The organism is Gordonia alkanivorans NBRC 16433 (assembly GCF_000225505.1).
Classification (GTDB): Bacteria; Actinomycetota; Actinomycetes; order Mycobacteriales; family Mycobacteriaceae; genus Gordonia; species Gordonia alkanivorans.
The window spans coordinates 311,755-337,314 of sequence record NZ_BACI01000097.1; the positions used below are offsets into that span (position 1 = coordinate 311,755).

Sequence of the window (25,560 nt, forward strand, 5' to 3'; positions counted from 1 at the left end):
GCGTCCGGGCTTTCCTTCGTCGGTGATGTGTGTCACGTTGGTCTCATCGACACTCTCCCTTCCCGTCCCGATCGAACGCCGCAGCGCCCCGTCATCGAGCACTCGTGGCGTCGGTCGGCGATGTCGGGAGTGCGGCCGGAGGACAACACTCCCGCACGTACGCACGACATCGGTTCCGCCGACCCCCTGCTCGACGCAGCGCGCCCCGTCCTCGACGACGCGGCGGCTCGTCTCGCCGACACCGACGTGTCCCTGCTGCTCGTCGATCACGAGTGCCGCATGGTGACGCGGGTGGCGTTCGGAACGACCGTCGAACGTCGGCTCGACGCGATCGGCGCGGCGCCCGGCGTCCCGTTCGGGGAGGACATGGTCGGGACCACCGCGCTCGGCACACCCGCGGAGACGCGCGGCGGGGTGATCGTGAACAGCACCGAGCACTACCTCGAACAGTTCCGGACGATCAGCTGCTTCGGGCAGCCGATCATCCATCCCGCGACGCGGCGCCTGGCCGGGATCATCTGCATGTCCGAGATCGCCGATCGCATCAACCCGCTCGCGGTCCCGGTCGTCAACGGCATCGTGGCCGACATCGCCGACCGGTTGCTCGACCGGTCCCGTGCGCACCAGCGCCGCGTGCTCGACGCCTTCCAGCGCGCCGCCCCGCGCCGGGACGTCGCGGTGGCCGCGATCGGCGACGACCTGCAGCTCACCAATGCCCTGGCCGCCGAACTGCTCTCCCCCACCGACATCGGCGCGCTGCGGGCGATCGCCACCGACCCGGCGCTGCGTTCGACGACGCTGCCGTTGACACTCGTCTCGGGCGCCGAGGTCGAGATCGCCGTCGAACCGGTGGCCGGTACCCGCGGAGCCGCGCTGTTCCGCTTCCGCCCCTTCCTCACGCCGACACCGACCCGCTCGACCCCGGTCCGGCCGTCGTCGACGACCGTCGCCGTATCCGGTGAGCCGGGCACCGGGCGCACGACGCTGGCCCTCGAACTGGCCGCCGAAGCGCTGGGGACCGACGCGCTCGACACCGAGGCCGCGGCCGTGGTCGTCGACGTCGCGGACGCGCTGATCAACGGCCGGCGGGTGGACGTCGCCGCCGACCTCACCCGAGCTCGATCGTCCGGCGTCCCGCTCGTGATCGACGGCGTGGATCTGCTCGACGACCGGTCGATCGCGCTGCTCACGCACGCCACGGCGTCGACGCCGGCGGCCTCTCCGTTGCTCCTCGTCAGCGGTCCTCGTGCGCAGGCGTCTCCCGCGGTCGCCGCCCTGCTCGGGCGGTGTGCGCGGCGCGTCGATCCCGCGCCTCTACGTCACCGCAGCTCCGAGCTGGCGGCCATCGCGAGCGGCGTCCTCGGTCAGATCGATCCGGAACTCACTCTCTCCGGCCCGGCGACCGATGCCCTGCTCAGCCAGGACTGGCCGGGCAACTTCGCCGAGCTGATCGCGGTCCTGCGGGAGGCCGCGGCAGCGTGCCGGGATCGGATGGCACGCGTGATCGAGGCGACCGACCTGCCGTCTGGCTATCGGACGACGAGCCGGGCGGCCCATCTCTCCGGACGGGAGCAGGCCGAGCGCGCGGCGATCGTCGACGCACTCGACCGTGCCGGCGGCAACAAGGTCCACGCCGCGCGGGACCTCGGGATCAGCCGCACCACGCTGTACGCGCGGATGCGAGCCCTCGGGATCTAGGAGACACCGCGATGTTGCCGCGCCGGACGTCAGTCGACGAGCGGATCGGCCAGCGTGTGCCGCGCGAGGGCGGCGATGAGATCCGTTTGCGTGATGATGCCGACCAGAAGATCCCCGTCGAGCACGGGCACGGCGCCACAGCCACTGCCGGCGAGCATCGGGAGCACCGCGGTCACCGGAGCGTCGGGGGACGCGATCGGCAAGGTCGTGTCCATCACGTCGGCAGCGGTAAGCACGCTGCCGTCGCGGCGCAGCAGTCGGCCGAACATGCGGTCCGACCCACGTCGTGTCGCACCTCCGCGTAGCCGGGAGACGAGATGGATCTGGAAGACGACACCCAGGAACCGGCCTCCGCGCGTCACCACGGGCAGCGAGGTGAACCGGTGGGTGTCGAACATCTGCGCCAGTTCGGTGAGGGTCGAGTCCGGTCCCACCGTCACGAGGTCCCGGGACATGACGTCACCGGTGACGAGAGGGTCGGCGCGATGGCCGGCGACCTGGAGTTCGGCGGCCCCGATGAGTCGCGCGAGGTCGGCGACCCCGAGGTTGAGGGACTGGCTGTAGCGGTTGAGGATGTCGGTCAACTCGTCCTCGTCCAGCCCGATCCGTGCGGTGGCCGACGACTCGTCGTCGAACCGGCGGTACGGATACCGGCGTCCGGTCAGGCGTGCGTACACCGCCGCGAGCGCGACCAGCGCGATCGTCCCGACCGCGACGGGAGCCAGGGCGAACCGGAATCCGAGAGCGTGGACCAGGTCCGGACTGAGCCCGGCGGTCATCGCGACCGCACCACCCGGCGGATGCACCGCCCGGCAGATCACCATGGCCACGACCGCCGCACCGACCGCGAGCGGGACGCGCAGCTGACTCGGCGAGACCAGCAGTGTCACCGCCACGGCGGCGAACGCCGACACGGTGTTGCCGACGACCGCCGACCACGGCTGGGCGAGCGGACTGTTGGGTGCGGCAAACAGCAGGACCGCCGACGCCCCGAACGGCGCGATCAGGAACAGGCCCGCGTTCAGGTCGACGCCGGACGTGGCGAGGACGAGTCCGACGAGCCCGAGACCCAGGGCCGAGCCGACCCCGGCACGCACCGACTCGCGCGTCGGCACGGACGCCCCCGACGGCCCCCACGACTGCAGCGCACCGCTGAAACGATCGGCCATGCGCGCTGCCATCGGTTCCCTCTCTGCGTGAACAGGCAGCGATCGCTGCCCCCGGACACGCTAGCGACGCCGCGCAACTCGCCTTTCGCGACCTCCTGTTCACGTCATTCGTTCACGACAAAGCGGACTGTTCAGTTTCTGGACACGGCGACCACCCCGATAGGTGGCAGAAATGAGTCAGGTCACAGCTATGACCCAGATCACCCCTGACCGTCTCATCTCTGCCCGCTCGCCTCTCCCCCGCGTCGAGCGCTTCACCAGGAGGTACCCATGACCGCAGTCGCCACCGAGCTGCTCCCGAAGGTCCGTGATTTCATCGGCTCCGACCGCCCGATGCTGATCGGCGGTGACTGGGTGTGGTCGGCGTCGGGCCGCACCTTCGAGACCATCGACCCCGCCACCGCCCGTCCGCTCACCTCGGTCGCCCACGGCGACGCCACCGACATCGACCGCGCGGTCCGCGCCGCCCGCGAGGCCTTCGACTCCGGCCCGTGGACGCGGATGAAGCCGAACGAACGCGAACGGCTGCTGTGGCGCGTCGGCGATCTCCTCACCGAACGGGCGGCCGAGTTCGGTCAGCTCGAAGCACTCGACAACGGCAAGGCCGCGACCATCGCCGCCGCCGTCGACACCGCCTGGGCCGCCGACATCTTCCGCTACAACGCGGGCCTGGCCACCAAGATCACCGGTTCGACGGTCGACGTGTCGATGCCGTTCGTGCCGGGAGGCGAGTTCCACGCCTACACGCTCCGCGAGCCGGTCGGGGTGTGCGGACTGATCGTCCCGTGGAACTTCCCGTTGCTGATGGCCGCCTTCAAGCTGGCACCGGCGCTGGCCGCGGGCAACACCGTCATCCTCAAGCCCGCCGAGCAGACACCGCTCACCGCGCTCCTGCTCGGCGAGATCTTCGACGAGGCCGGGTTCCCGCCGGGTGTGGTCAACATCGTCACCGGATTCGGCGAGGCGGGTGCCGCGCTCGCAGCGCACGACGACGTCGACAAGATCGCCTTCACCGGTTCCACCGAGGTCGGCAAGAAGATCGTCGAGGCGGCCAAGGGCAACCTCAAGAAGGTCTCGCTCGAATTGGGCGGCAAGAGCCCCAACATCGTCTTCGCCGATGCCGATTTCGAGAAGGCGGTCGCCGGTTCGGTGGCCGCATGGATGTTCAATCACGGCCAGTGCTGCGTCGCCGGCACCCGGCTCTTCGTCGAGCGGCCGATCTTCGACGACTTCACCGCGGCGGTCGCCGAGGCGGCGTCCCAGGCGAAGATCGGCCCGGGTCTCGATCCCGCCACCGAACTCGGTCCGCTGGTGAGTCAGGAACAGTTCGACCGCGTGTCCGGTTATCTCGCGGCCGGTATCGCGGACGGAGCTCGTGCGCTGACCGGCGGAAAGCGTTGGGGCGACGAGGGATTCTTCATCGAGCCGACGGTGTTCGTCGACGTCGAACCGGACTTCTCCATCGTGCGGGAGGAGATCTTCGGGCCGGTGGTCGCCGCGCTGCCGTTCGACGCCGACACCGGGGTCGCGGCCGCCGCGAACGACTCCATCTACGGTCTCGCCGCCGGGATCTGGACCACCGACCTGTCGAAGGCCCATCGGACGGCCCGTCAGATCAAGGCCGGTTCGGTCTGGGTCAACCAGTACAACGGCTTCGACACCGCGATGCCTTTCGGCGGCTACAAGCAGTCGGGCTGGGGCCGCGAACTCGGGTCCTCGGCCATCGACCTCTACACCCAGACGAAGGCCGTGAACATCGCGCTGTGACCGGCGTCCCGCTTTCCTTCAGAGTTTCCCCAAGTGCAAAGGAGCACGTCATGACACTCACCACCAAGGCCGCCGTTCTCACCGCCCCCGGAAAGCCTTTCGAGATCGTGGAACTCGATCTCGACGAGCCCCGCGAGGGTGAGGTCCTGATCAAGTACACCGCCGCCGGACTGTGTCATTCCGACCTCCACCTCACCGACGGCGATCTGCCGCCCCGCTACCCGATCGTGGGTGGTCACGAGGGTTCCGGGATCATCGAGGCCGTCGGCCCCGGCGTGACCAAGGTGAAGCCGGGCGACCACGTCGTGTGCAGCTTCATCCCCAACTGCGGCACCTGTCGTTACTGCTCGACGGGACGACAGAACCTGTGCGACATGGGCGCGACCATCCTCGAGGGCTCGATGCCCGACGGCACTTTCCGATTCCATTCGGGCAAGGACGATTTCGGTGCGATGTGCATGCTGGGCACCTTCTCCGAACGGGCCACCATCTCCCAGCACTCGGTGGTGAAGGTCGACGACTGGCTGCCGTTGGACAAGGCTGTGCTCGTCGGCTGCGGTGTGCCGTCCGGTTGGGGCACGTCGGTGTACGCCGGTGGTGTGCGGGCCGGTGACACCGTGGTGATCTACGGCATCGGCGGTCTCGGCATCAACGCCGTCCAGGGCGCGGTGTCGGCCGGCGCCAAGTTCATCGTCGTCGTCGACCCGGTCGACATGAAGCGTGACGCCGCACTGAAATTCGGTGCGACGCATGCCTACTCCGATCCGCAGGAGGCCGCTGCCAAGGTCAACGAGCTGACGTGGGGGCAGGGGGCCGATCAGGCCCTCATCCTGGTGGGCACGGTCGACGAGGAGGTCGTGTCCAACGCGACGGCCGTCGTCGGCAAGGGCGGCACCGTGGTCATCACCGGGCTGGCCGATCCGGCCAAGCTCACCGTGCACGTGTCGGGCACCGACCTGACGCTGAACCAGAAGACGATCAAGGGCAGCCTGTTCGGCTCGGCCAACCCGCAGTACGACATCGTCAAACTGTTGCGTCTCTACGATCAGGGTCAGCTCAAGCTCGACGAGCTGGTCACCACGACCTACACCCTCGACCAGGTCAACGAGGGTTACCAGGACCTCCGTGACGGAAAGAACCTGCGCGGGGTCATCATCCACGGCGAATGAGCCGACAACCGGAACACTCGAACAGCTCGCCGGCAGGTCATTCGCCGGCGAGCTGTTCGTCTGCACGAGGAGTTCGGACGGGCCCGGCGATCGCCGCGCGCATGCGCTGCACCGATGCGATGAGTCGTCGGGCCTGCCGGGCCGGCGAGTCGTCGGCGGGCTCGGTTGCCTGAAAGGTGTACTCGACCTCCACGTCCCTGGTCGACTTCGCGATCCTCGACGGCACACCGCCGTGTTCGATCGCCGACACCGTCGCGTCGGCGGCTCCCCGGAGCTCCTCGACGAGGTCCTGCTCGATCCCCGGATCGACCCGGTCGCCGTTCCCGGTGTCCTCCGACCGCGTCAGGCCGGTCGCCGACCACGCGAGTCCTCTTGCCTCACGTGTCGTCTCGTAAAGATGCGGCCGCAGACGGCGCAACGTCGATCGATGGAATCGGCTGAGCGAGAACACTGCCGAGGTCGCGGCGTCGAGCATCGCGGCTTCGGCCCCGTCGAGCACTCGGACGGCGGCAAGGGCCGCGTCGGAGTCGGGCTCCCCCGGCCTGTTCTCGCCTCTGCGAAGGGCAACCGAGGCCATGTTGACCAGGGCGTCGAAATACGCCCGCAGCTTGGTGTCGAGGACGGGTGAGGTCGGCGTACTCAGAATGAGAAAGGCCGCGGCCGCGCCGACGAGGGCACCGCACAGGGTCTCCTCGATGCGCCACTCGAGGACGTGGCGGTCCAGGACACCGAGCAGGTCGTAGCTGTTGGTGAGGACGATCGTGATGAACAGGATCGTCCAGGTGTAGGAGATCGCGCCGAGGTAGAAGGCGAAAAAGACCGCGCAGACCACGATCACGTACTGCACCGCGGGGTGTTCGCCGATGATCAGCACGGCGGCGACACCGATCACCAGCCCGACCACCGTGCCCTGCACCCGTTTGACGGCCTTGGTGAGAATGGCTCCGCGCGTGGCCATCCCGTTGAAGACCATGAAGGCGCTGAGCACCGCCCAGTACCAGCGGCTCGCCGAGATGAGCTCGCCGACGGCGAGGGCCACCGAGCAGGCGACCACGACCTGGAGCGCGAATCGGGTGGTGTCGGGCCTCGGTGTCGTCTTTGCCGGCGTCGACGTCTTGCCGGTGGATGTCGCCTCCGTGGATGTCGCCGGCGTGGTCGGCTTCTGGCGCCCGACGGCGATCGCGCGCAGATCGGCTGTCGCCCCCACGACGATGCGCAACGTCTCGATGATCTGACCCGTTCCGACGAGCGCCGGGGCGGCGTCGCCCGACGACCTCAGCGCACCACGGACCTGCGACACCGACTGGGCGACGGCGGGATCCGCTCGGTGCTCGACCACCCGGAAGGCTGCCTGTTCACAGGACAGATGGAGCATGGAGACCCGTCGTGACAGGGTCGTGTCATCCACATCCGAGTAGTGTGCCGCATCGTAGTTCTCCTGCCATCCGGCAACCGCACTCGTCGCCGCCGACAGCCGGGTCACCGCCGCCGCCACCCGCTGCGGCCCCGCCGCCGGTTCGCTCGCGACCCGGAGCAGATCGTCGGCGCAGACCTCCACGCTCCGCAGGAGGCGCACCAGTTCCCCACCCGGCCGGTCCGGGACCAGCACCAGTCGCACGAAGAGTGCGCTCGCCACGGCGATGACGACGAGGCCGCACAGCACCGGCAACGTGTGCAGGTCGGCCCCCATCACCACCGCGAAGAAGAACGCGAAGAACCCGAAGAACCCGAGCGCACTCCCCCGCGGCCCGTACCGCGTCGTCCAGGCGGCGAGACCGGCGATCGCCACGAAGGCGACCGCCCGCGCGACCGGCCACGGATGTAGGAGGCAGGCGAGGAGTGCCGCCGCGAAGCCGGGGACGAGTAGCGCTACGGTCGTGAGGATCCGAGCCCGCGCGGTCGTGTCCTTGACCGCACCGACCGTCGCCCACAGCGAGAGGAAGCCGGCCGAGAGCTCGGCCGCGACCGGGATGCTCACCACCGATCGGATCGCGAGAACCACCAGGGCACCGATGGCCATCGCCGACGCGCCGCGCGCGGCTTTGCGCAACCTCGCCGCACCAGGGTCGTGCGTCGTCAGCAGTGCGGTCAGTGCGAAGGGCGGTGCCATGGGAGGAATCTTCTCATCGTCGCGTCGGACCGCAGGATGGCGGCGACGCATGTTCGTGCCACCGACGGCGGGGTGCACGCGCGGCGGGCGTCGGCCTGAACCCGTCTGCTCGTCAGTCGGTCTCGTCGACCCCGAACGACACCGCGAGCTGCTCGCACCAGGTGTCGACGACCTGCGCTCGTCGCGCCGAGTCGTCGGTCAGGGTGTCGGCCAGGCCGAGCCCCCGCGCGAAGTCGAGCGTCGCCTGCACGAGACGATGCCCCTTCTCGTCGGCCGGCGAGACCCCCATCGCCGCCATCGTGCGCTGATGGGCTGCGCGGGCGAACTTCGCCTCCAGCGGCAGGATCAAGGTGCGCAGAGCGGGATCGGAGGCCGCGGCCGCCCACACCTGCAGGGCCGCCTTGAATTCCGTTCCGGTGTAGACGTCGACCACGCGTTGAACGGCTGCCAGCACTCGTGCAGGGGTGATCGGCTCGCCCGGCGCGGCCGACGTCCCGAACCTGCTGTCCGCCGCCGTCGTCAGGTCGTCGAAGACCTGCTCGAGTGCAGCGGTGATGAGCGACTCCCGCGTCGGGAAGTGGTGCTGCGCAGCGCCTCGCGAAACGCCGGCGCGTTCGGCGACCGCGGCGACGGTGGCCGCCGCCCAACCATCCGCCGCGAGTGCGTCGATCGTCGCCCGCAGCAGGCGCTCACGCGTCAGGCGTGAGCGTTCCTGCTGCGGTTCACGACGATTCGACGACACACGCGTGGACACCATCGGTAGTGCCTCAGTACGACTTCGGGAGGCCGAGGCTGGCCTGCGCGACGAAGTTGAGGATCATCTCCCGGCTGACCGGTGCGACGCGGGCGATGCGGACGAGGCTCAGCATCGGCGCGATGCCGTATTCGGTCGTCAGCCCGTTGCCGCCCATCGAGTGCACGGCCTGATCGACGAGCTTCACCGCGGCCTCGGCGGCGGCGTACTTCGCCATGTTCGCCGGCTCGGCGGCACCCCAGTCGTCGCCCGCGTCGTACATCGTCGCGGCCTTCTGCATCATGAGTTTGGCCATCTCGAGCTCGATCTTGCCCTGCGCCAACGGATGGGCGATGGCCTGGTGTGCGCCGATCGGCGTCTTCCACACCGTGCGCTCCTTGACATACGACACGGCCTTGTCGAGCGCGAACCGCCCCATGCCGACCGCCGACGCCGCGGCCATGATCCGTTCCGGGTTCAACCCGGCGAACAGCTGACTGAGTGCCGCGTCCTCGTCGCCGACGAGTGCGTCGGCCGGCAGCCGGACGTCGTCGAGGAACAGCTGGAACTGCTTCTCCGGGTTCTGCAGTTCCATGTCGATCATGGTGTACGAGAAGTTCTCCGCGTCGGTCGGCACGATGAACAGCGCCGGCTTCAGCTTGCCGGTCTTCGCGTCTTCGGTGCGCGCCACGATCAGAACTGCCTGAGCCTGGTCGACACCGGAGATGTAGACCTTCTGACCGGACAGCAGCCAGTCCGAACCGTCACGGCGGGCCGTGGTGGTGATGTTGTGCGAGTTCGACCCGGCGTCGGGTTCGGTGATGCCGAACGCCATCGTGATCGAGCCGTCCGCGAGGCCTGGCAGCCACCGCTGCTTCTGCTCGTCGGTGCCGAAACGTGCGATCACGTTGCCGCAGATGGCCGGCGAGACCACCAGCATCAGCAGACCGGTGCCGGAGGCGGCGATCTCCTCCATGACGATCGCGAGCTCGTACATGCCCGCACCGCCGCCGCCGTACTCCTCCGGGAGGTTGACGCCGATGAAGCCGAGCTTGCCCGCCTCCTGCCAGAGCTCATCGGTCTTGCGTCCCTCGCGGGCGCAATCCCGGAAGTACTCCTGGCCGTACTTCGCGGCCAGACCGGCGACCGCGGAACGCAGCGCGGCGCGCTCCGGGGTCTCGACGAAGGGGTTCTCCAAGGCTGTCATCGCGTCTTTTCCTCTGTGTGGGTTCGGGTTCGGATGGGGGCGTCGACTCAGGCGTGGAAGCCGAGTCGCTTGGCTGCCAGACCGTTGAGAATCTCGGTGGTGCCGCCGCCGATGCCGATGATGCGCATGTCGCGGTACTGGCGTTCGACCTCGGTGCCGGTCATGTAACCGAGTCCACCGTGCAGCTGAACGGCCTTGTTGGCCACCCATTCTCCGGCCTCGACCGCGGTGTTCTTGGCGAAGCACACCTCGGCGATGAGGTCGTCGTGCGAGGTCACCTTCCGCTCCACCACGGCGCGGGTGTAGACGCGGGCGATGTCGATACGACGCGCCATCTCGGTCAGGGTGTCCTGGACCGACTGACGCGCGATGATCGGCTTGCCGAAGGTCTCGCGATCACGGGCCCACTGCACGGTGAGGTCGAGACACCGCTGGGCGCTGGCGTAGGCCTGGACGGCCAGACCCGACCGCTCGGTGACGAAAGCCATGGCGATCTGGGCGAATCCGGAGTTCTCCGGTCCGACGAGGTTCTTCACCGGGACGCGTGCGTCGACGAAGGACAGCTCCGCGGTGTCCGAGCAGCGCCAGCCCATCTTGTCGAGTTTGCGGGTGACGGTGAATCCGGGGGTGTCCTTGTCGATGACGAGGAGGGACACGCCGCCGGCGCCCGGTCCGCCGGTGCGGACGGCCGCCACGACGAAGTCGGCCCGGACGGCCGAGGTGATGTAGGTCTTCGAGCCGTTGACGACAAAGAAGTCGCCGTCGCGCTCGGCCTTGGTGGTCAGGTGGCCGACATCGCTGCCACCGCCGGGTTCGGTGATCGCGAGCGAGCCGATCTTCTCACCGGCGAGAGTCGAGCGGACCCAGCGGTCGATCTGCTCCGGATCGCCGGCGGCGATCAGGTGCGGCAGGGCGATGCCGTGGGTGAACAGGCCCGCGAAGATACCGCCGGCCGCACCGGCGTAGTGCAGTTCCTCGGCGAGGATCGTCGTGTCGATGACGTCGCCGCCGGAGCCGCCGACCTCCTCGGGCACCCCGAGGCCGAACAGGCCGAGCCTGGCGGCCTCGAGGTGAAGCGAACGCGGGATCTCGCCGTCGCGCTCCCAGTCGTCCTGGAAGGGCACGATGTGCTTCTCGACGAACTTGCGGACCATCGAACGCAGTTCGAGACGTTCCGGCGTGTCCCAGACGTTGGGGCTGGTGATGGGCACCCGAGGCTCCTTAGGTGATGTGACCGTGGTGTGGAACGAGTGGAGGGTTCGACGCGGCGTTCAGGCGCCGCGCGGCTCGCGGCCGGCGCCCGGAGGCCCGGCGAAACACTGTGCGATACCGGACCATTCGAGCGCATCCTCGCCGACGAACTCCAGGTCGAGGTCGGCGACGGCACGTCGCTGCGTGACGAGCTGGCAGAAGTCCAGTGCCGAGCCGCGCACGATGTTCGACGCGTCCTCGGGACCCCAGGTCCACAGCTCACCCGACGGCGAGGTCAGGGCGTAGTGGAACGGTTCGGCCGGCGGGACCTTGTTGTTGACGATGTAGGCGAAATCGCGTGTGCGCACACCGATGTGTGCGACGTGGCGGATGCGGTCGCTGGGCAGCACCGTCACCCCGAGGGCGTCGGCGACGTCGAGACCGTGCGCCCACGTCTCCATCAGCCGCGCGGTCGCCATGGACGCCGCCGACATCGGCGGGCCGAACCACGGGATCTTCACACCCTGGGGCACTTCCCGGAGCGCGTCCGCCAGCTTTGCTCGCGCGAGTCGCCAGCCCGCGAGGATCTCCTCGACCGGGGCACCCGCCCCGGCCTCGGCGGCATCGTCGACGTAGGTCTCGGGGCTGTTCTGCAGAGCCTCGGTCACCAGCTCGGTGAAGCGCTCGGGATCGGTCGCCGCGATGGCGGCGACCTCGTCGGTCCACGCAAGGTGCGCGATCTGGTGGGCGATGGTCCACCCCGGGGCCGGCGTCGGCGTGGCCCATCCCGCGTCGTCGAGGTCGGCGACCAGCGCATCGAGCTGGTCGGACTCGGCTTCGAGGTCTGCCACGACGCCGTACACGGCCGCTGCTCGATCGGTCATGCGCCATAGCGTCACACAGGACCGTAGAAGAATCAAGCGCGCTTGATTGTTTCTTTGGCGACGCACAGTGAACCGCCCCTGCGATCAACCCTCAAAAGCGAGTCCGCCGACGATATGTCGGCGACTCCGCTACCGGGGGCAGATCCCAGGGGCGGTCATCAGGGTTGGTTATCGGAGCGGAGCAACCGCCGTCAGTGGTAGTGAACGTCCAGCGTGGCGCGGCTCAGCAGGACATCGTCGTATGAGGTCATGGTCGCCTCGAAGGAGGAGATCCGACGCCCGGTCTTGATCGGCGTCACCGCGACGGTGACCTCGCTGCCGTCGACCGCCGGCGATCGGTAGAAGCCGATCGCCATGTCACCGATCGAGTACTCCTGCCCTGCCCCGGCGTGCAGGTGCCCGGCGAAGGACCCCGCCTGGCCGACGATCGTCGCGATGACGCCGCCGTGCATGGTGCCGAACATGTTGCCCATCCAGGGGTCGGTGGCGCTGCGGAACCGAATACCGGCGTCGCACTCGATGGCCCCGTCGAGCACCTCGACCGTGCCGTTGAGCATCTCGACCAGCGGTCCGGGGTCCCGCTGCTTGGTGGCGATCTCCTCGACCACCGCCCGCCCGGTCAGATCCGCGGGGATGGCGGCCGGGAGCGTCACGCCGTGGTCGTCGTCGCAGCTGGGCATCGCCATCCCGATCTCGGCGGACGGAGTCTGACCCGTCAGGGCGCGCCCGACGCGAACATTGCGGGCGGTGCCCACACAACACAGTTGCCCTGCCCCGGAGCGGATCTCGACGTATGTCGAGCCCCAGCCGTCGTCGTGCATCACCACCTCGGCACGCGCCGCGAGCAGGTCACCGATGTTCGCGCGACCGTGCGTCGACAACGACAACCGCGCCTGCAGCGTGGCGGCCGCCGGGTCGTCGTGGGTGCGATGGAACGGGATGCCTCCGCAGTGATCGAACAGAACGGCGAGCGCGGGCAGCTCGATCAGGCCGCGATGGTCGGCGAACTGCGAGCAGAGCAACTGAGCGGCGCGCACGCCCTTGCCCTCGACGGCGAGGTCGCCGAGATGGAAGGCGGACAGCGGGTCGTGTGGCCCCGGGTTCGATGACTCGGCGTGATGCGGATCGCTCATACGTCTTCTGTATCAGCAGAATGCCGCCGACCTCACCTTGAGGAGTCCAACATCACTCCCGTACGCTGTAGATTCGAAGTGTCCAAAGTGACGGGAGATACACATGGGACGCAAGACCATTGCTGGACTCGGAGCCGTTGCGGCATTCGGTGCGATGACGCTGGGCGCTGCGACCGCGCAGGCCGCCCCGGGTGAGCAGGCGCTGAGCGTTGAACAGGTCCCGAACACGGGCATCACCGTCGGCTCGAACGGCGTCAGCGGAGGCTTCCTCGCCTCGATCCTCGCATCCGCGACCGAACCGGGTGTTACCCAGGTCGCACTGAACACGACGCCGACCGAGGCCTGCGCAACCAACCTCAAGGACGCACGCGTCGGCATCAGCTGGACCAACAAGTCCACCGGCCAGTCCGGCAGCGACGTCTTCGATGCCTGCAGCGACGCACGCCCGTCGGACGGCGTGGCCCTCGCGACCGGTGCCGGCTCGATCGAGTTCACCACGACGATCATCGGCAAGAACGACCGCACGTTCACCGTCGTGCCCGGTAGCGGCTCGTTCAAGCGCTAGCGGCAGACAGCAACACCCGTTCGGTCGGGGACGCTTCGGCGTCCCCGACCGAGTTGTTTCCGGGAACCCCGGCCGTGGTGCAACGTCTCCGCCTGTCATGCCCAGGCGTCTCGGACTGTCATGCCCAGGCGTCTCCGACGGCCACACCCAGGCGTCTCCGACGCGGCGCAGTAGACAATATTTCAGATCTGTACACGCACCTGGTGAACACGTTCTAGATTTGGCCGCATGGCCGAGACAGTGACCCAGCTCCTCCAGGCACGAGCCGACGACGACAACCTGGCGATCACCTACGAGGGACGCCGCTGGACGTGGCGCGAGTACGTCCGCGATGCGGAGAAGACCGCTGCCGCAATACTGTCCGTGGCCGACGCCTCTCGACCGATGCACATCGGCACCCTGCTGGGGAACACCCCGGACATGCTCATCGCCCTCGCGGCCGGAGCCCTCGGCGGCTACGTCACCGCCGGCATCAACAACACCCGACGCGGCGACGGCCTGACCGCCGACATCCTGCGCGCCGACTGCCAGATCCTCATCACCGACGCCGAGCACCGCCCCCTGCTCGAGGGCCTAGAACTCCCCGGCGTGACGGTCCTGGACACCTCGACCCCGCAGTGGACCGACCTCATCGCCGGGGCGGGTGACCTCACCCCGCACTCCGTGCCGGGCGCGATGGACACGTTCATGCTGATCTTCACCTCGGGCACCAGCGGCAACCCCAAGCCGGTTCAGTTCGCGCACATGATGATCCCGTTCGCCGGTCCCGTCCTCTCCGACAAGTACGACATCGGCCCCGGCGACGTCTGCTACCTGTCGATGCCGCTCTTCCACAGCGCCGCACTGATGGGCGGCTACTGCGTCGCACTGTGCGGCGGGGCCGCGATCGCGCCCGCCAAGTTCTCCGCGTCGACCTTCCTCGACGACATCCGCCGCTACAACGCGACGTACATGAACTACGTCGGCAAGCCTCTCGCCTACATCCTCGCCACCGAGGAGAAGCCCGACGACGCCGACAATCCCCTGCGCGTCGCCTTCGGCAACGAGGCCACCGACCGTGACATCGACGAGTTCTCGCGCCGCTTCGGCTGCACGGTCTGGGACGGTTTCGGCTCCACCGAGCTCGCGATCATCATCACCCGCGAACCGGGCACCCCGCACGGTTCGATCGGCCGCGGCTTCCCCAACGTCGCGGTCTACGACTCCTCCACGATCACCGAGTGTCCCGCAGCCGAATTCGACGGCACCGGAGCACTTCTCAATCCCGACGAGGCGATCGGTGAGCTGGTGAACGTCGAGGGCGGCGGGATGTTCATGGGGTACTACAACGACTCCGCTGCCACCAACGAGCGTCTGCGTCACGGGATGTACTGGTCCGGCGACCTCGCCTACAAGGACGCCGACGGGTGGATCTACCTGGCCGGCCGGACCGGCGACTGGATGCGGGTCGACGGCGAGAACCTCGCCGCCGGGCCGATCGAGCGAATACTTCTGCGGGTGCCCGAGATCAACCGCGTCGCGGTGTACGCGGTGCCCGACGAACACGTCGGTGACGCCGTGATGGCCGCCGTCGTGCTGCAGGACGGCGTCGAACTGAGCCCGGAGTCCTTCGCCGAACAGCTTGCCGCACAGGCGGACCTGTCGCCGAAGGCCTGGCCGCGATACGTCCGGATCGCCGACGACCTGCCCACCACCGCCACCAACAAGATCCTCAAGCGCACCCTGAAGCAAGAAGGTGCGACCGCCGGCGACGGCACCCTCTGGGTGCGCGAGGCGCGGTCGCAGGAATACCGCGAGGCCGTCAGCGCGAGCGCCTGAGCCCATGGAACAGCTCACCGAGCTCGGCTACTACGCACTCTCCCGGCACCCGGTCACCCCCCGCGAGCTCGCCGGCGAGGCGCGGTTCGCCGACGAGATCGGACTCGGGACGGCCTTCGTCTCGGAGCGGTTCAACGTCAAGGACGCGGCCGCCCTGTGCGGTGCTCTCGCCGGTGCGACCGAGAACCTCGGGATCGCCACGGCGGCAACAAACCACAACACCCGGCACCCCATCATCACCGCGACGATGGGCGCCACCCTGGCCGAGGTGTCCGGCGGTCGCTTCGCTCTCGGACTCGGACGCGGGATAACCCCGCAGTGGCAGATCCTCGGCGTCCCGCTCGTCACCGGCGCGGCCCTGCGCGACATCACCGGGCTGCTCCGCAGGCTGTGGGCGGGTGAGATGGTCGTCGGTCACGACGGACCCATCGGCTCGTACCCGTTGCTAAATCTCGGCGTGACCCTGGATTCCCCACCGCCGATCATGCTGGTGACCATGAGTCGCAAGACCCTCGAACTGGCCGGTGAGATCGCCGACGGCGTCGTCCTGCACACCTATTTCAGCGCGGACGCCACCCGACGGGCCGTCGCCCACGTGCGCGAGACAGCCGAACGCACCGGCCGCGACCCGGCGTCGATCCGGATCTGGTCGGTCGTGGCGACGGTGTCCGACGACCTGGACCCGGCCGACCGGATGCGCCGGTTGTACGGGCGCCTCGCGACCTACCTGCAGGGCTACCCCGACCAGCTCATGGGTGCCAATCAATGGGACCCCGCCGATCTCGAACGAGTGCGGGCGACAACCGCTTTCACCGGCGCCCGCGGGCCGATCGATGCCACCGCGACTGACAACGAACTCGCCGAACTGGCCGAGACCATCCCCGAGGCGTGGGTCGCCGACTCCGCGACCGGTTCGCCGTCGGACTGCGCGAAGACCATCGCCGAACAGTTCGACCTCGGCGTCGACTCGGTGATACTGCATGGCGCGACGCCGACCGAACTGGCACCGGTGGTCTCGGCGTACCGCGACATTCGTCCCGACCGCGCGGTCGGACTACCGGCCAACCCCGGAAGGATGCCCTCGTGACGGAAACCCTCGAGATACCCACGAGCGTCGAGCAACTCACGGCGACGTGGCTCACGGATTTCCTCGGCGAGAACGGCCACGACGCGTCGATCACCGCGGTCACCGCCGAGGCTGTCGGGACCGGGCAGATGGCCGGGTCGTATCGGCTGACACTCGAACACTACGGTCCGACGGATCTGCCCGCCACCATGGTCGCCAAGCTGGCCACCGGCGCTCCCGAGCAGCGGGAGTTCGGGTCCGGGGTGTTCCGCAACGAGGTCCGGTTCTACCGTGATCTGGCCGCGGGCTTCACCGTCCCGATCCCGCGGTGTTACGCCGCCACCATCTCCGACCCGGCCACCGAGTTCGTGCTCCTGCTCGAGGACATGGGCGACGCGGTGCAGGGCGACCAGATCACCGGATGCACGCCGGCACAGGCGGAGTCGGTCGCCGTGGCGGCGGCCGGTCTGCACGCACCCCGCTGGAACGACGCCGCACTGCTCGAGGAGATGCCGCTGCCCGGTGCCGCCGAACGCGAGATGATGGAGACGATCCTCGCCCCGATGGCCGACGTCTACCGCGACCGCTTCTCGCCCGACCTGCAGAGTTCGGCGGCCATCGACTGGCTGGTCCGCGAGGCCGGCGACTGGCTGGTCGCGCCTCTGCGGAACACCGCACTCATCCACGGAGACCTACGTGTGGACAACGTGCTGTTCAGCCCGACCGGCGAGGTGACGGTCATCGACTGGCAGACCATCACCACCGGTAACCCGCTGCGCGACATCGCCTTTCTACTCAGCACCAGCCTGACCACCGAGGATCGTCGAAAGCACGAACGCGGCATCGTCGCGTCGTATCACCGTGCGGTGGTCACCGAGGGCGTCACCGACTACACGCTCGACGAGTGCTGGGACGACTACGTCGCCAACCTCATCCAGGCGCCGCTGATCATCGTCTTCGGTTCGGCCGCCGCGCAACCCACCGAACGCGGCACCGCCATGTTCGACGCGATGCTGTCCCGCAGCGCGGCCGCGATCGAGGATCTCGTGCCGGGCGGTCTGGCCGGACGATGAAGCTCGTCGTCGGCGGCAACGGTTTCCTCGGTGCCCGACTGGTCCGTCATCTCGTCGGGAACGAGGACGACGTACGCGTCCTCACGCGTCCGACCAGCGATCTCCGCACGCTGTCCGGCCTGGACTTCGAGCACGTCACCGGCGACCTCTTCGACGCCGACTCGGTGCGCGCGGCGATGGACGGTTGCGACGTGGTGTTCCACTGCGCCGTCGACACCCGTGCCTGGCTGCGGGATCCGGCACCGCTGTACCGAACAAATGTCGACGGCCTGCGGGCGGTGCTGGACGTCGCCGCCACACAGCCGCTGCGCAGGTTCGTCTTCACCAGTACCGCCGCCACCATCGGGCGGGTCCAGGGGCGTCTGGCCACCGAGGACGATGCGTTCAACTGGCCGAAGCACGCACCCGGGTACGTGAAGAGTCGCGTCGCCGCCGAGAACCTACTGATGGACTACTCCCGCGACGGGGCCGTGCCGGGCGTCGTGATGTGCGTCGCCAACACCTACGGTCCCGGCGACTGGCAGCCGACGCCACACGGGTCTTTCGTCGCCGGTGCGGCTTTGGGCAAGCTGCCGTTCACCATTCGCGGCTGCCGGGCCGAGTCGGTGGGCATCGACGACGCTGCACGCGCACTCGCCCTGGCGGCCGAGCGGGGTGAGGTGGGCGAGCGGTACATCGTCGCCGAGCGGTCCATCGACACCGGCGAGATCGTGGAGATCGCCGCCCGCACCGCCGGCCGGGAGCCTCCCCGGCTCGTGCTCAACCGCCCTGCGCTGTACGCGGCCGGTGCGGCGGGCTCGGCGCGGGCCGCCCTCACCCGCAAGCCCGTCCAGCTGACCGTCCCGTCGGTGCGGCTGATGCACTTCATGTCCGAGATGGACCACGGCAAGGCCGAGCGCGACCTGGGCTGGCGGCCGAGACCGGTGACCGAGGCGATCGCCGAGGGCGCACGGTTCTGGCTGGAGCGACGGGCCGCCCGCCGGTCCTGACGAAAAATTCAGGTCAGCCGAGGAGTTCCGCCAGCTCGCCGAGGCTGTACGGCGAGGTGTCCTTGTGATCGCGGTAGGCGATGAAGCTCGCCTGCTGTGTCTCGAACCGTCCGATGAAACCGCCTGCGGCGCTGAAGATGCTGCCGGTGACGTGCTCGGCGACATCGCTGGCCAGGAAGACGTACAGCGGTGCCACGTATTCCGGCGGCGCCGGATCGAGGGCGGCCTCCCGGGTCAGGTCATCGAGAATCCCCCGACGATGCAGGCCCTCGATGTGGGCGACATAGTCGTCGCCGGTCGACAGCCGCGACTTGGCGCCGGGCATCACGACGTTGACCCGGACGTGGTGTTCGGCCAGGTCCGCGGCGGCGGCGAGGGCCAGCGCGTTGACGCCGCCCTTCGCCGCGGGATAGCCGCTGCCGCCGAACATCCCGAGCGACGCAGCCGAGCCGGTGAGCACGATCGACCCCGAACCCTGCTCGACGAAGACCCGTCCCGCGGCCTGGAGGAGGTGGAACGCAGACATGAGGTGTCCGTCCACCTGGGCCCGGAACTCGTCGGGGGTGATGGTCAGGACCGTCGACCCGGCGGGTTCGGCGATGCCCGCGCAGTTGATGGCGATGTCGAGTGCGCCGAACTCGCCGAGCGCGGCGTCGACCATCTGCTGGGCGACGGCGTCGTCACCGGCCGAGCCGCGGACGCCGACGGCCTGTCCCCCGCCGCCGCGGATCTCCGCGACGGTCTCCTCGAGCGCATCTCCGTCACGTCCGTTGACGACGACCGAAACTCCCTGGCCTGCCAGCGCATACGCCACCGCGAGGCCGATCCCGCGGGTGGCGCCCGCGATCACGGCGACCCGGCCGCCCAGTCCGGCAGCCCCGGGAGACCAGCCGCCGTCCGGATTCACGCCGAGCTGCCGACCGGCGTGATCGGGATCGAGCGGCCTCGATCGACGAACTCGAAACTCGCGCCGCCGCTGAACCGTGCGATCGCCACCTCGCCGCTCTCCTTCTGCGCCGTGTCCGAGGTGACGATCCGGATCTCGAGCGCATCCTCGGTCTCGACGGCACCCTCGACACGCAGGTACGGACTCACCGCCGTCGCGGCGGCCTGCAGTGGTTCCAGATGATCCGGCGTGAGAAGCGACATCCATCCGCCGTCGGTCATGGCGTCGGATTCCCTGGGCAGCCGGACGGAGACGGTGTCGCCGTCGGCGGTCGCGGTCAGACCGGTGTACTGCGCCGGCCCGAAGCACGGATGCAGCGCCAGCACCTGCGCCAGGCCTTCGGCGTCTGTCGACAGCTCGAGGGCCGCGCGAATCCGGTCCGCCGCGAGACCGGCGATCCCGATCAGCTGCTTACGGAAGATCTCGACGACCTGATCTTCGCTCTCCGCATACCGCCGCAGGCTGATCAGGAAGCCGAGGGACAGCAGCTGATGTTGCAGCGCAACCTCTTCCGCGATCCGCGCCAGTGCCGACGTCGACCACTCCGCGAACTGCAGATCCTCGACGAGTGGCCCTCGGTAGTCGACCCAGCCGTCGGTCGACGCCGCGTCGATCGCGGACAGCTCGATCTGGCCGGCGCGCGTCCCGAACATCTCCTCGGCATCCGGGGGAAGCGGCAGTTCGTCGCGGTCCGGTTCGATGGTGACCGTCCACTCGCAGTGCGGAGTCCGGTCGACGGGGCGTCGAGGTGGCCGATGCACCGGTCGGATACGCGCCCGGCGGTTGGTCGCGATGGCCGTCGCGTCGAAGGTCGGGTCCTCGATGTCGTGGCACATCGTCGTGACGTACTCGTCGCCGAGCGGTTCGACGTCGAGCAGGGCGCCGCAATGATCGAGGATGAATGATCCGTGGTACTTGTCGTCGACGCGGTACCGGAAGTCCATGAACTGCGGCGGTGCACCGATGTCGAGCTGGAGACATTTGAACATGTCCTCAACGCCGTCACCGTCGACTCCGAGTGCCGTCCGAACGCGATGCGTGTACACCGGGCTCGCGGCCATCCATTCCTCGATGGCGATCCTGCCCATCACATCTCGACCGAAAGCGCTGATGAGGTGGGCCATACCGCTGCGGTCGATCATCTGACCGGACAGCAGGAGTTCGGGGACCAGGACGGCGAGCTGCGCCTGACTCAGACCTTGATAGGTCGGGGCTGTGGAAGTCATGTCAGGTCACCAGAACGCGACCGGCGCCTTACCGAAGTCGTACCACCCCGGCAGGTTGCCCGGCGCCGCCTTCTCCACCCGCTTGAGCATTCCGTCGCTCATCGCGTTGTTCTTCATCATCTCGATGAACAGGGCGGAGACGTTGCCGTAGTCGAAGAAGTCACGCTGCCAGGAGAACTGGAAGTTGCCGCCGTACTTGAACCAGCTGCCCTGGATGCCCTCGAGCGCGTAATGGCTGCCGTCCTCACGGGTGCCCTCGTAGACCTGCTTCCAGAGGCCGATCATGTCGCCGGTCTTCTCGTCGATGACCCATGCCTGATACGGATACTCCCAGCCCTCGAGGCCCTCCATCTCCTGACCGAGCGCGAGCTCGCGGATCTCTTCGCGGCCCACGGCCATGAAGTCCTTCTTGGGGCCGTAGTTCCAGCCGTAGGTGGCGTCCTCGGTGTAGAACTCGGCGAGCGGCTTCCAGTCCCCCGCCTTCTCCGCCTCGATGTTGGCGGCCAGCCACCGTTCCTTCATCTCTTCCAGTTCCGCACGGTCAAAAGACATGTGTTCCACCTTCACTCGTCATCTTCGATGAGACGCAACGCTTGCGTCGGGCAGTACTGCACGGCGGCCTCGACCTCGGCTCGCCGGGATTCGTCGGGGTTGGCGTCGAGGATCTCCACATGGTCCATATGGGCGGCGAAGACCTCGGGGGCCTCGAGCTCGCACATGCCGTGCCCCTGGCACAGATCCAGATCGACCTCGACGCGCATCAGCGATCCTGACGCTTGCGGTAGGCAACGCGGCAGGGCTGCTGCAGCTGAACCACCATCTTCGAGTGGTCGTTCTGGTAACTCTCGGACGGCTGCAACATCTCGAACTCGTAGTTCTGGAACAGCACCGAGAAGATCGCCTTCAGCTGCATGATCGCGAACTGCGCACCGACACAACGGTGTCGGCCGGCGCCGAACGGAATCCAGGTCCAGCGGTTGACCAGATCCTCCTGCCGCGGCTTCTCGTACCGGTCGGGGTCGAAGGCGTCGGCATCCGGGAAGTCCTCGGGCAGACGGTTGGAGACCGCGGGCGACACCGCGATCGACTGACCGGCGGCGATCTCGTAGTCCTCGACATGGAAGTTTCTCTGCACCACGCGCATCAGGATGATCAGCGGCGGGTGCAGTCGCAGCGCCTCCTTCAGCGCGTTCTCGAGCTGCGGCATCTGCCGGGTGTGGGCAAAGGTGTACTCGGGACGTTCGCCGTCGGGGGTGTCGCCGTAGATCTCGTCGAGTTCGTCGTAGACGCGCTTCATGTAATCCGGGTTGCGCAGCAACTCGATCAGCGTCCAGGCCGCGGTGCCCGATGTGGTGTGATGGCCGGCGAACATCATCGAGATGAACATGCCGGTGACCGTGTTCGCGTCGAAGCCGACCTGGACGAGCACGTCCATCAGGTCGCGATCTTCTTTGTCCTGAGTCGGGTTCGCGATGCGCTCGTCCATCACGCCCTGGATGAACTCGACGAGCTCGGCGCGTGCCTCGTCGCGCTTGCGGAAGCTCTCGATGTCGGCGTTGTAGTCGACGTAGGCGATCGGGTCGGTGCCCTTCTCCAGGTCGTGGAAGAGGTGGGCGATGTGGGCGCTGAGACGCTCGCGGAACTTGCGTCCGATAAGGCACGCCGACGAGGTGTACAGCGTCAGTTCGGAGAAGAAGTCGAGCAGGTCGATCTCACCCTCGTCGCCCCACTCGGCGATGATGCGCTCCACCTCGTTGGGGATCGTCACCGCGTGCTGCTTCATGTGGGCGCCCTTGAGGGCCGAGTTGTGGATCGCCTTGGAGCGTTCCTCGGGACTCGCGTCGAAGACGACCCCCTCGCCGAACACCGGCGTCATGAACGGGTAGGCGGCCGCCTGGTCGAGGTCCTCCTCGGGGGCGCGGAAGAACTCCTCGTTCGCCGCGGCCCCGGACACCAACACCACCTCGCGGTCGGCGAGTTGGAACAGGCCGACGTCGCCGCATTCCTCCCGGACGCGCCAGAACAGCGAGATCGGGTCGGTGGCGAGCTCGTCGAGATGTCCGTGTTCGCCCTCGCCCCCGGAAACGCGAGGCGGCTTCTTCAGGCCTGATTCGGTGATCGCGGTCATCGATCGGTCCCCTTGTCCTTCGTCGACTGTGTGTCTTGCTGTGTCTTGCCGGAACTCCGGTCGCGGGAGACGGCCCCTTCGGCCTCCACCTCGACCGCGCGCATGTGGGCGCCGCGCGGCATGGTGACCATGGCCGCGACGGCGAGCGCGATGTGGCGCGGTTCGAGGAAGTTGCCGTGCCGCGCCAGACCGTGCTTGATCCAGTCGTTGAGCATGTCCTCGGTGGTCTTCGGGTCGAGATTCATGCCCATGCCGGTCAAGGTCTGTCCCGGCCGGACCACACCCGCACGCACGCCGGTGCCCTCGAGTTCGAGCTGGATGGTCGAGACCAGTCCGTCGATACCCGACTTCGCGGCCACATAGGCCGACGACCAGGGCCGCGGATGGAGCACGACATCGGAGCCGATGAATACGAAATCACCTCGCGCACGGTCGATCATGCCGCCGATGACCGCACGGTAGATGCGGTAGGCGCCGGTGAGGTGGATGTTGACCTGATCGGCGAAGTGCTCCGGGCTCGTCTCATAGGAGAGTCCGACCGCGAGGTCACCGGCACCGGCGACCACGATCTCGAGTTCACCCAGCGCGGCCTCCGCCTTCGCGACACAGTCGATGACCGACTGTTCGTCGGTCACGTCGAGCGGCACCGCAACCGCTTCGCCACCCGCGGCGATGATCTTGTCGGCCAACTCCTGCAGCTTCTCGACGCGCCGGGCCGCGAGGGCGACCGGATGGCCTGCGGCGGCGAGGTGTTCGGCGGTTGCCGCTCCGATTCCCGACGACGCTCCTGCGACCAGAACCGGTCGACGTTCGGGATGAGGACGAAAAGCCATCAGCGCACCGTCACTTTCACGGGGAGTTCGGCGAAGCCGCGCACGTTGACCGAGTGCACACGGACCGCCCTGTCGATGTCGATGTCGACCGAGCGGATCGACCGGATCACCTCGCCGAGACCGATGTTGGCCTCCAGGCGAGCGAGATGGGCGCCGAGGCAGAAGTGCGCGCCGAGGCCGAAGCTCATCAGCGCCTGCCCGTTGTCGCGACCGATGTCGTACTTGTCGGCGTCCGGACCGAAGACCTCTTCATCGCGGTTCGCCGAGCCGACGAGGAGGAGTACGCGGTCGCCGGCCGGGATCACGTAGTCCCCGTACGGTGCGTCCTCGACCACGCGACGCACGACGATCTGCGTCGAGTTGTCGTAGCGCAGCGTCTCCTCGGTCCACTGCGGGACCGCGAGTTCGGGGTCGGCGAACACCTTGGCGAGCTCGTCGGGATTGCGCCAGCCCCAATACAGGGCGTTGGCAAGCAGTTTGGTGGTCGTCTCGTTGCCCGCGACCACCATCAGCACCATGAAGCCGACGATCTCGTCCTCGGTGAGCTTGATCTTCTCCCCGGTCTCGTCGTCGTCGATCTCGGCCTCGATCAGGGCCGAGACCAGATCCTCGCCGGGATTCTTCCGCCGGTCGGCGATGAGTTCCGAGTAGTACTTGTGCAGTTCGATGTAGGCGTAGATCGCGGCCTCGGGGATGTCGAGGACGCCGTCCTCGCGATGCAGGAGCAGATCGGACTGGTGACGCAGATCCGTACGGTCGGCCTCGGGAACGCCCAGCAGCTCGGAGACCACATCCATCGGCAGGAGCGCGGCGAAGTCGTGGACGTAGTCGAACTCGCCCATGTCGAGGCACTTGCTCCAGTGCTGGTGCGTCAGCGCGGTGATCCGGCCGGTCAGGTCGTTGACACGGCGCGGCGTGAAGCCCTTCGACACGAGCTTGCGGATCCGCATGTGCTTGGGGTCGTCCATCGCGAGGAAGGACATCGACTTGTGCGCGTCGGGCCCGTACGCCGAGGGGTCCATCGACACGCCCCAGCTGTTCGAGAACCGTTGCACATCACGGAATCCCGCGCGGACGTCGGCGTGGTTGGCCAGGGCCCAGAAGTTCATCTCGGCGTTGTAGTAGACCGGCGACTCCCGGCGGAGCCGCGCATAGGTCGGATACGGATCCTCGTGAAAGTCGTAGGCATACGGGTCGAAGGGGAGCGCCCGCTCCATCCCCGGCACCGATGTCGTTTCGGTCATCACTTCTCCATCAGTAGATGTGCTGCGGCGACAAGACGTTCGGATGTCTGCTCATAGGTCATGTGCCCCATGCCGGCGTAGACGAGGCCGCCGGAGTAGATCATCTCCAGGGTGTCGAGCAATGGACCCGGATTCTCCGGGTCTTCCTCGAGCGCGGCCGCCAGACGCCGACGGATGAACGCGCCGATGCGAACGCGCAGATGCTCGACGTCGGGATCGGTTCCCAGCAGCGCAACGGTGACCGCGCCGCCGAGCTGCCCCTCTCCGGCGACGACGAGGGCGACCTCGCGAAGCACCTGGGCGACCCGCTCGGCCGGCGTGGCGGCCGGGTCGGGTTCGGAGACGCCCGCGGACAGCCGACGCCAGAAGACCTCGGCCACCAGGTGGCTCTTCGACGAGAAGTACGTGTACGCCGTGGCGGGTGCGACGCCCGCGAGCTTGGCCACCGAACGCACGGTGAGCCCGTCGAATCCCTCGGCGTTCAACACGTCGACCGCCGCGTCGGTGAGTCGCGCGACCGTCTCGGCCTGCTGCTGTGTCAGGCGGCGACGTGTGGATTCCTGGGACACGGGGCTGGACATGTGAGCCACGCTACACTAGGTTTGAACGCG

The 25,560-nt window shown here is 68.1% G+C and carries 23 protein-coding genes; 8 read left to right on the forward strand and 15 right to left on the reverse strand.

The features are described from left to right. Positions 1-27 precede the first annotated feature (27 nt). Positions 28-1,698, forward strand: a complete 1,671-nt coding sequence (locus GOALK_RS18160) for a sigma-54-dependent Fis family transcriptional regulator (protein WP_035753501.1) — start codon at positions 28-30, stop codon at positions 1,696-1,698. A gap of 29 nt (positions 1,699-1,727) precedes the next feature. Here the strand turns inward: GOALK_RS18160 and GOALK_RS18165 are convergent, their stop codons facing one another. Beyond that, on the reverse strand, positions 1,728-2,879 hold the full coding sequence (locus GOALK_RS18165) for an HPP family protein (RefSeq protein WP_006360292.1): 1,152 nt from the start codon (positions 2,877-2,879) through the stop codon (positions 1,728-1,730). A gap of 258 nt (positions 2,880-3,137) precedes the next feature. Here GOALK_RS18165 and GOALK_RS18170 point away from each other — a divergent pair, with 258 nt between their 5' ends. Both GOALK_RS18170 and GOALK_RS18175 read left to right on the forward strand, forming a co-directional pair. Then, positions 3,138-4,634, forward strand: coding sequence for an aldehyde dehydrogenase family protein (locus GOALK_RS18170; protein ID WP_006360293.1), 1,497 nt, complete (start codon positions 3,138-3,140; stop codon positions 4,632-4,634). A 50-nt stretch (positions 4,635-4,684) separates the two neighbouring features. Further along, positions 4,685-5,803 (forward strand): NDMA-dependent alcohol dehydrogenase, encoded by a 1,119-nt coding sequence (locus GOALK_RS18175; protein ID WP_006360294.1) that lies wholly within the window; start codon positions 4,685-4,687, stop codon positions 5,801-5,803. A gap of 37 nt (positions 5,804-5,840) precedes the next feature. On the opposite strand, the gene GOALK_RS18180 is transcribed toward GOALK_RS18175, so the two are convergent. The 6 genes from GOALK_RS18180 to GOALK_RS18205 form a co-directional block, all read right to left on the reverse strand. Continuing rightward, a complete protein-coding gene (locus tag GOALK_RS18180) occupies positions 5,841-7,913 on the reverse strand; it encodes an FUSC family protein (RefSeq protein ID WP_006360295.1) in 2,073 nt (690 codons plus the stop codon). A 112-nt stretch (positions 7,914-8,025) separates the two neighbouring features. Then, complete coding sequence (locus GOALK_RS18185) at positions 8,026-8,670, reverse strand: TetR/AcrR family transcriptional regulator (RefSeq protein ID WP_006360296.1); 645 nt, start codon at positions 8,668-8,670, stop codon at positions 8,026-8,028. 10 nt (positions 8,671-8,680) lie between these two features. Next, complete coding sequence (locus tag GOALK_RS18190; RefSeq protein WP_006360297.1) at positions 8,681-9,853, reverse strand: acyl-CoA dehydrogenase family protein; 1,173 nt, start codon at positions 9,851-9,853, stop codon at positions 8,681-8,683. Between the two features lie 47 nt (positions 9,854-9,900). After that, a complete protein-coding gene (locus tag GOALK_RS18195) occupies positions 9,901-11,064 on the reverse strand; it encodes an acyl-CoA dehydrogenase family protein (protein WP_006360298.1) in 1,164 nt (387 codons plus the stop codon). 60 nt (positions 11,065-11,124) lie between these two features. Then, positions 11,125-11,928: a TIGR03084 family metal-binding protein gene (locus GOALK_RS18200; protein WP_006360299.1), complete on the reverse strand. Its 804-nt coding sequence runs from the start codon at positions 11,926-11,928 to the stop codon at positions 11,125-11,127. A gap of 191 nt (positions 11,929-12,119) precedes the next feature. Then, the gene (locus GOALK_RS18205; protein WP_006360300.1) at positions 12,120-13,061 is read right to left on the reverse strand and encodes a PaaI family thioesterase; all 942 of its coding nucleotides are present in this window, start codon (positions 13,059-13,061) and stop codon (positions 12,120-12,122) included. Positions 13,062-13,164: 103 nt separating this feature from the next. Here GOALK_RS18205 and GOALK_RS18210 point away from each other — a divergent pair, with 103 nt between their 5' ends. The 5 genes from GOALK_RS18210 (at position 13,165) to GOALK_RS18230 (ending at position 18,572) form a co-directional block, all read left to right on the forward strand. After that, positions 13,165-13,626 (forward strand): hypothetical protein, encoded by a 462-nt coding sequence (locus tag GOALK_RS18210; protein ID WP_006360301.1) that lies wholly within the window; start codon positions 13,165-13,167, stop codon positions 13,624-13,626. A 228-nt stretch (positions 13,627-13,854) separates the two neighbouring features. Beyond that, a complete protein-coding gene (gene fadD1 / locus GOALK_RS18215) occupies positions 13,855-15,444 on the forward strand; it encodes a fatty-acid--CoA ligase FadD1 (protein ID WP_006360302.1) in 1,590 nt (529 codons plus the stop codon). A gap of 4 nt (positions 15,445-15,448) precedes the next feature. After that, positions 15,449-16,531, forward strand: a complete 1,083-nt coding sequence (locus GOALK_RS18220) for a TIGR03857 family LLM class F420-dependent oxidoreductase (protein WP_006360303.1) — start codon at positions 15,449-15,451, stop codon at positions 16,529-16,531. After that, a complete protein-coding gene (locus GOALK_RS18225; protein WP_006360304.1) occupies positions 16,528-17,583 on the forward strand; it encodes a phosphotransferase family protein in 1,056 nt (351 codons plus the stop codon). Before GOALK_RS18220 ends, GOALK_RS18225 begins: the two co-directional genes overlap by 4 nt. Beyond that, entirely contained in the window at positions 17,580-18,572 is a 993-nt protein-coding gene (locus GOALK_RS18230; protein WP_006360305.1) for an NAD-dependent epimerase/dehydratase family protein, read from the forward strand. The genes GOALK_RS18225 and GOALK_RS18230 overlap by 4 nt, the downstream gene beginning before the upstream one ends. 13 nt (positions 18,573-18,585) lie before the next feature. Here GOALK_RS18230 and GOALK_RS18235 read toward each other — a convergent pair whose 3' ends face one another. The 8 genes from GOALK_RS18235 to GOALK_RS18270 are packed head-to-tail and all read right to left on the reverse strand — an operon-like array spanning position 18,586 to position 25,530. After that, on the reverse strand, positions 18,586-19,479 hold the full coding sequence (locus tag GOALK_RS18235; RefSeq protein WP_035753491.1) for an SDR family NAD(P)-dependent oxidoreductase: 894 nt from the start codon (positions 19,477-19,479) through the stop codon (positions 18,586-18,588). After that, positions 19,476-20,744, reverse strand: coding sequence for a hypothetical protein (locus GOALK_RS18240; protein ID WP_006360307.1), 1,269 nt, complete (start codon positions 20,742-20,744; stop codon positions 19,476-19,478). Before GOALK_RS18240 ends, GOALK_RS18235 begins: the two co-directional genes overlap by 4 nt. A 6-nt stretch (positions 20,745-20,750) precedes the next feature. Further along, entirely contained in the window at positions 20,751-21,296 is a 546-nt protein-coding gene (locus tag GOALK_RS18245; protein WP_035753617.1) for a Cif family virulence factor, read from the reverse strand. 11 nt (positions 21,297-21,307) lie between these two features. Further along, a complete protein-coding gene (locus GOALK_RS18250; protein ID WP_006360309.1) occupies positions 21,308-21,505 on the reverse strand; it encodes a ferredoxin in 198 nt (65 codons plus the stop codon). Further along, positions 21,505-22,872: a cytochrome P450 gene (locus GOALK_RS18255; RefSeq protein ID WP_006360310.1), complete on the reverse strand. Its 1,368-nt coding sequence runs from the start codon at positions 22,870-22,872 to the stop codon at positions 21,505-21,507. The genes GOALK_RS18250 and GOALK_RS18255 overlap by 1 nt, the downstream gene beginning before the upstream one ends. Then, positions 22,869-23,705: an SDR family oxidoreductase gene (locus tag GOALK_RS18260; protein ID WP_006360311.1), complete on the reverse strand. Its 837-nt coding sequence runs from the start codon at positions 23,703-23,705 to the stop codon at positions 22,869-22,871. The genes GOALK_RS18255 and GOALK_RS18260 overlap by 4 nt, the downstream gene beginning before the upstream one ends. Then, positions 23,705-24,949 carry a cytochrome P450 gene (locus GOALK_RS18265; protein WP_006360312.1) on the reverse strand — a complete coding sequence of 415 codons (1,245 nt, stop codon included), beginning with the start codon at positions 24,947-24,949 and terminating at the stop codon, positions 23,705-23,707. Before GOALK_RS18265 ends, GOALK_RS18260 begins: the two co-directional genes overlap by 1 nt. Next, on the reverse strand, positions 24,949-25,530 hold the full coding sequence (locus GOALK_RS18270; RefSeq protein ID WP_006360313.1) for a TetR/AcrR family transcriptional regulator: 582 nt from the start codon (positions 25,528-25,530) through the stop codon (positions 24,949-24,951). Before GOALK_RS18270 ends, GOALK_RS18265 begins: the two co-directional genes overlap by 1 nt. Positions 25,531-25,560 lie beyond the last annotated feature (30 nt).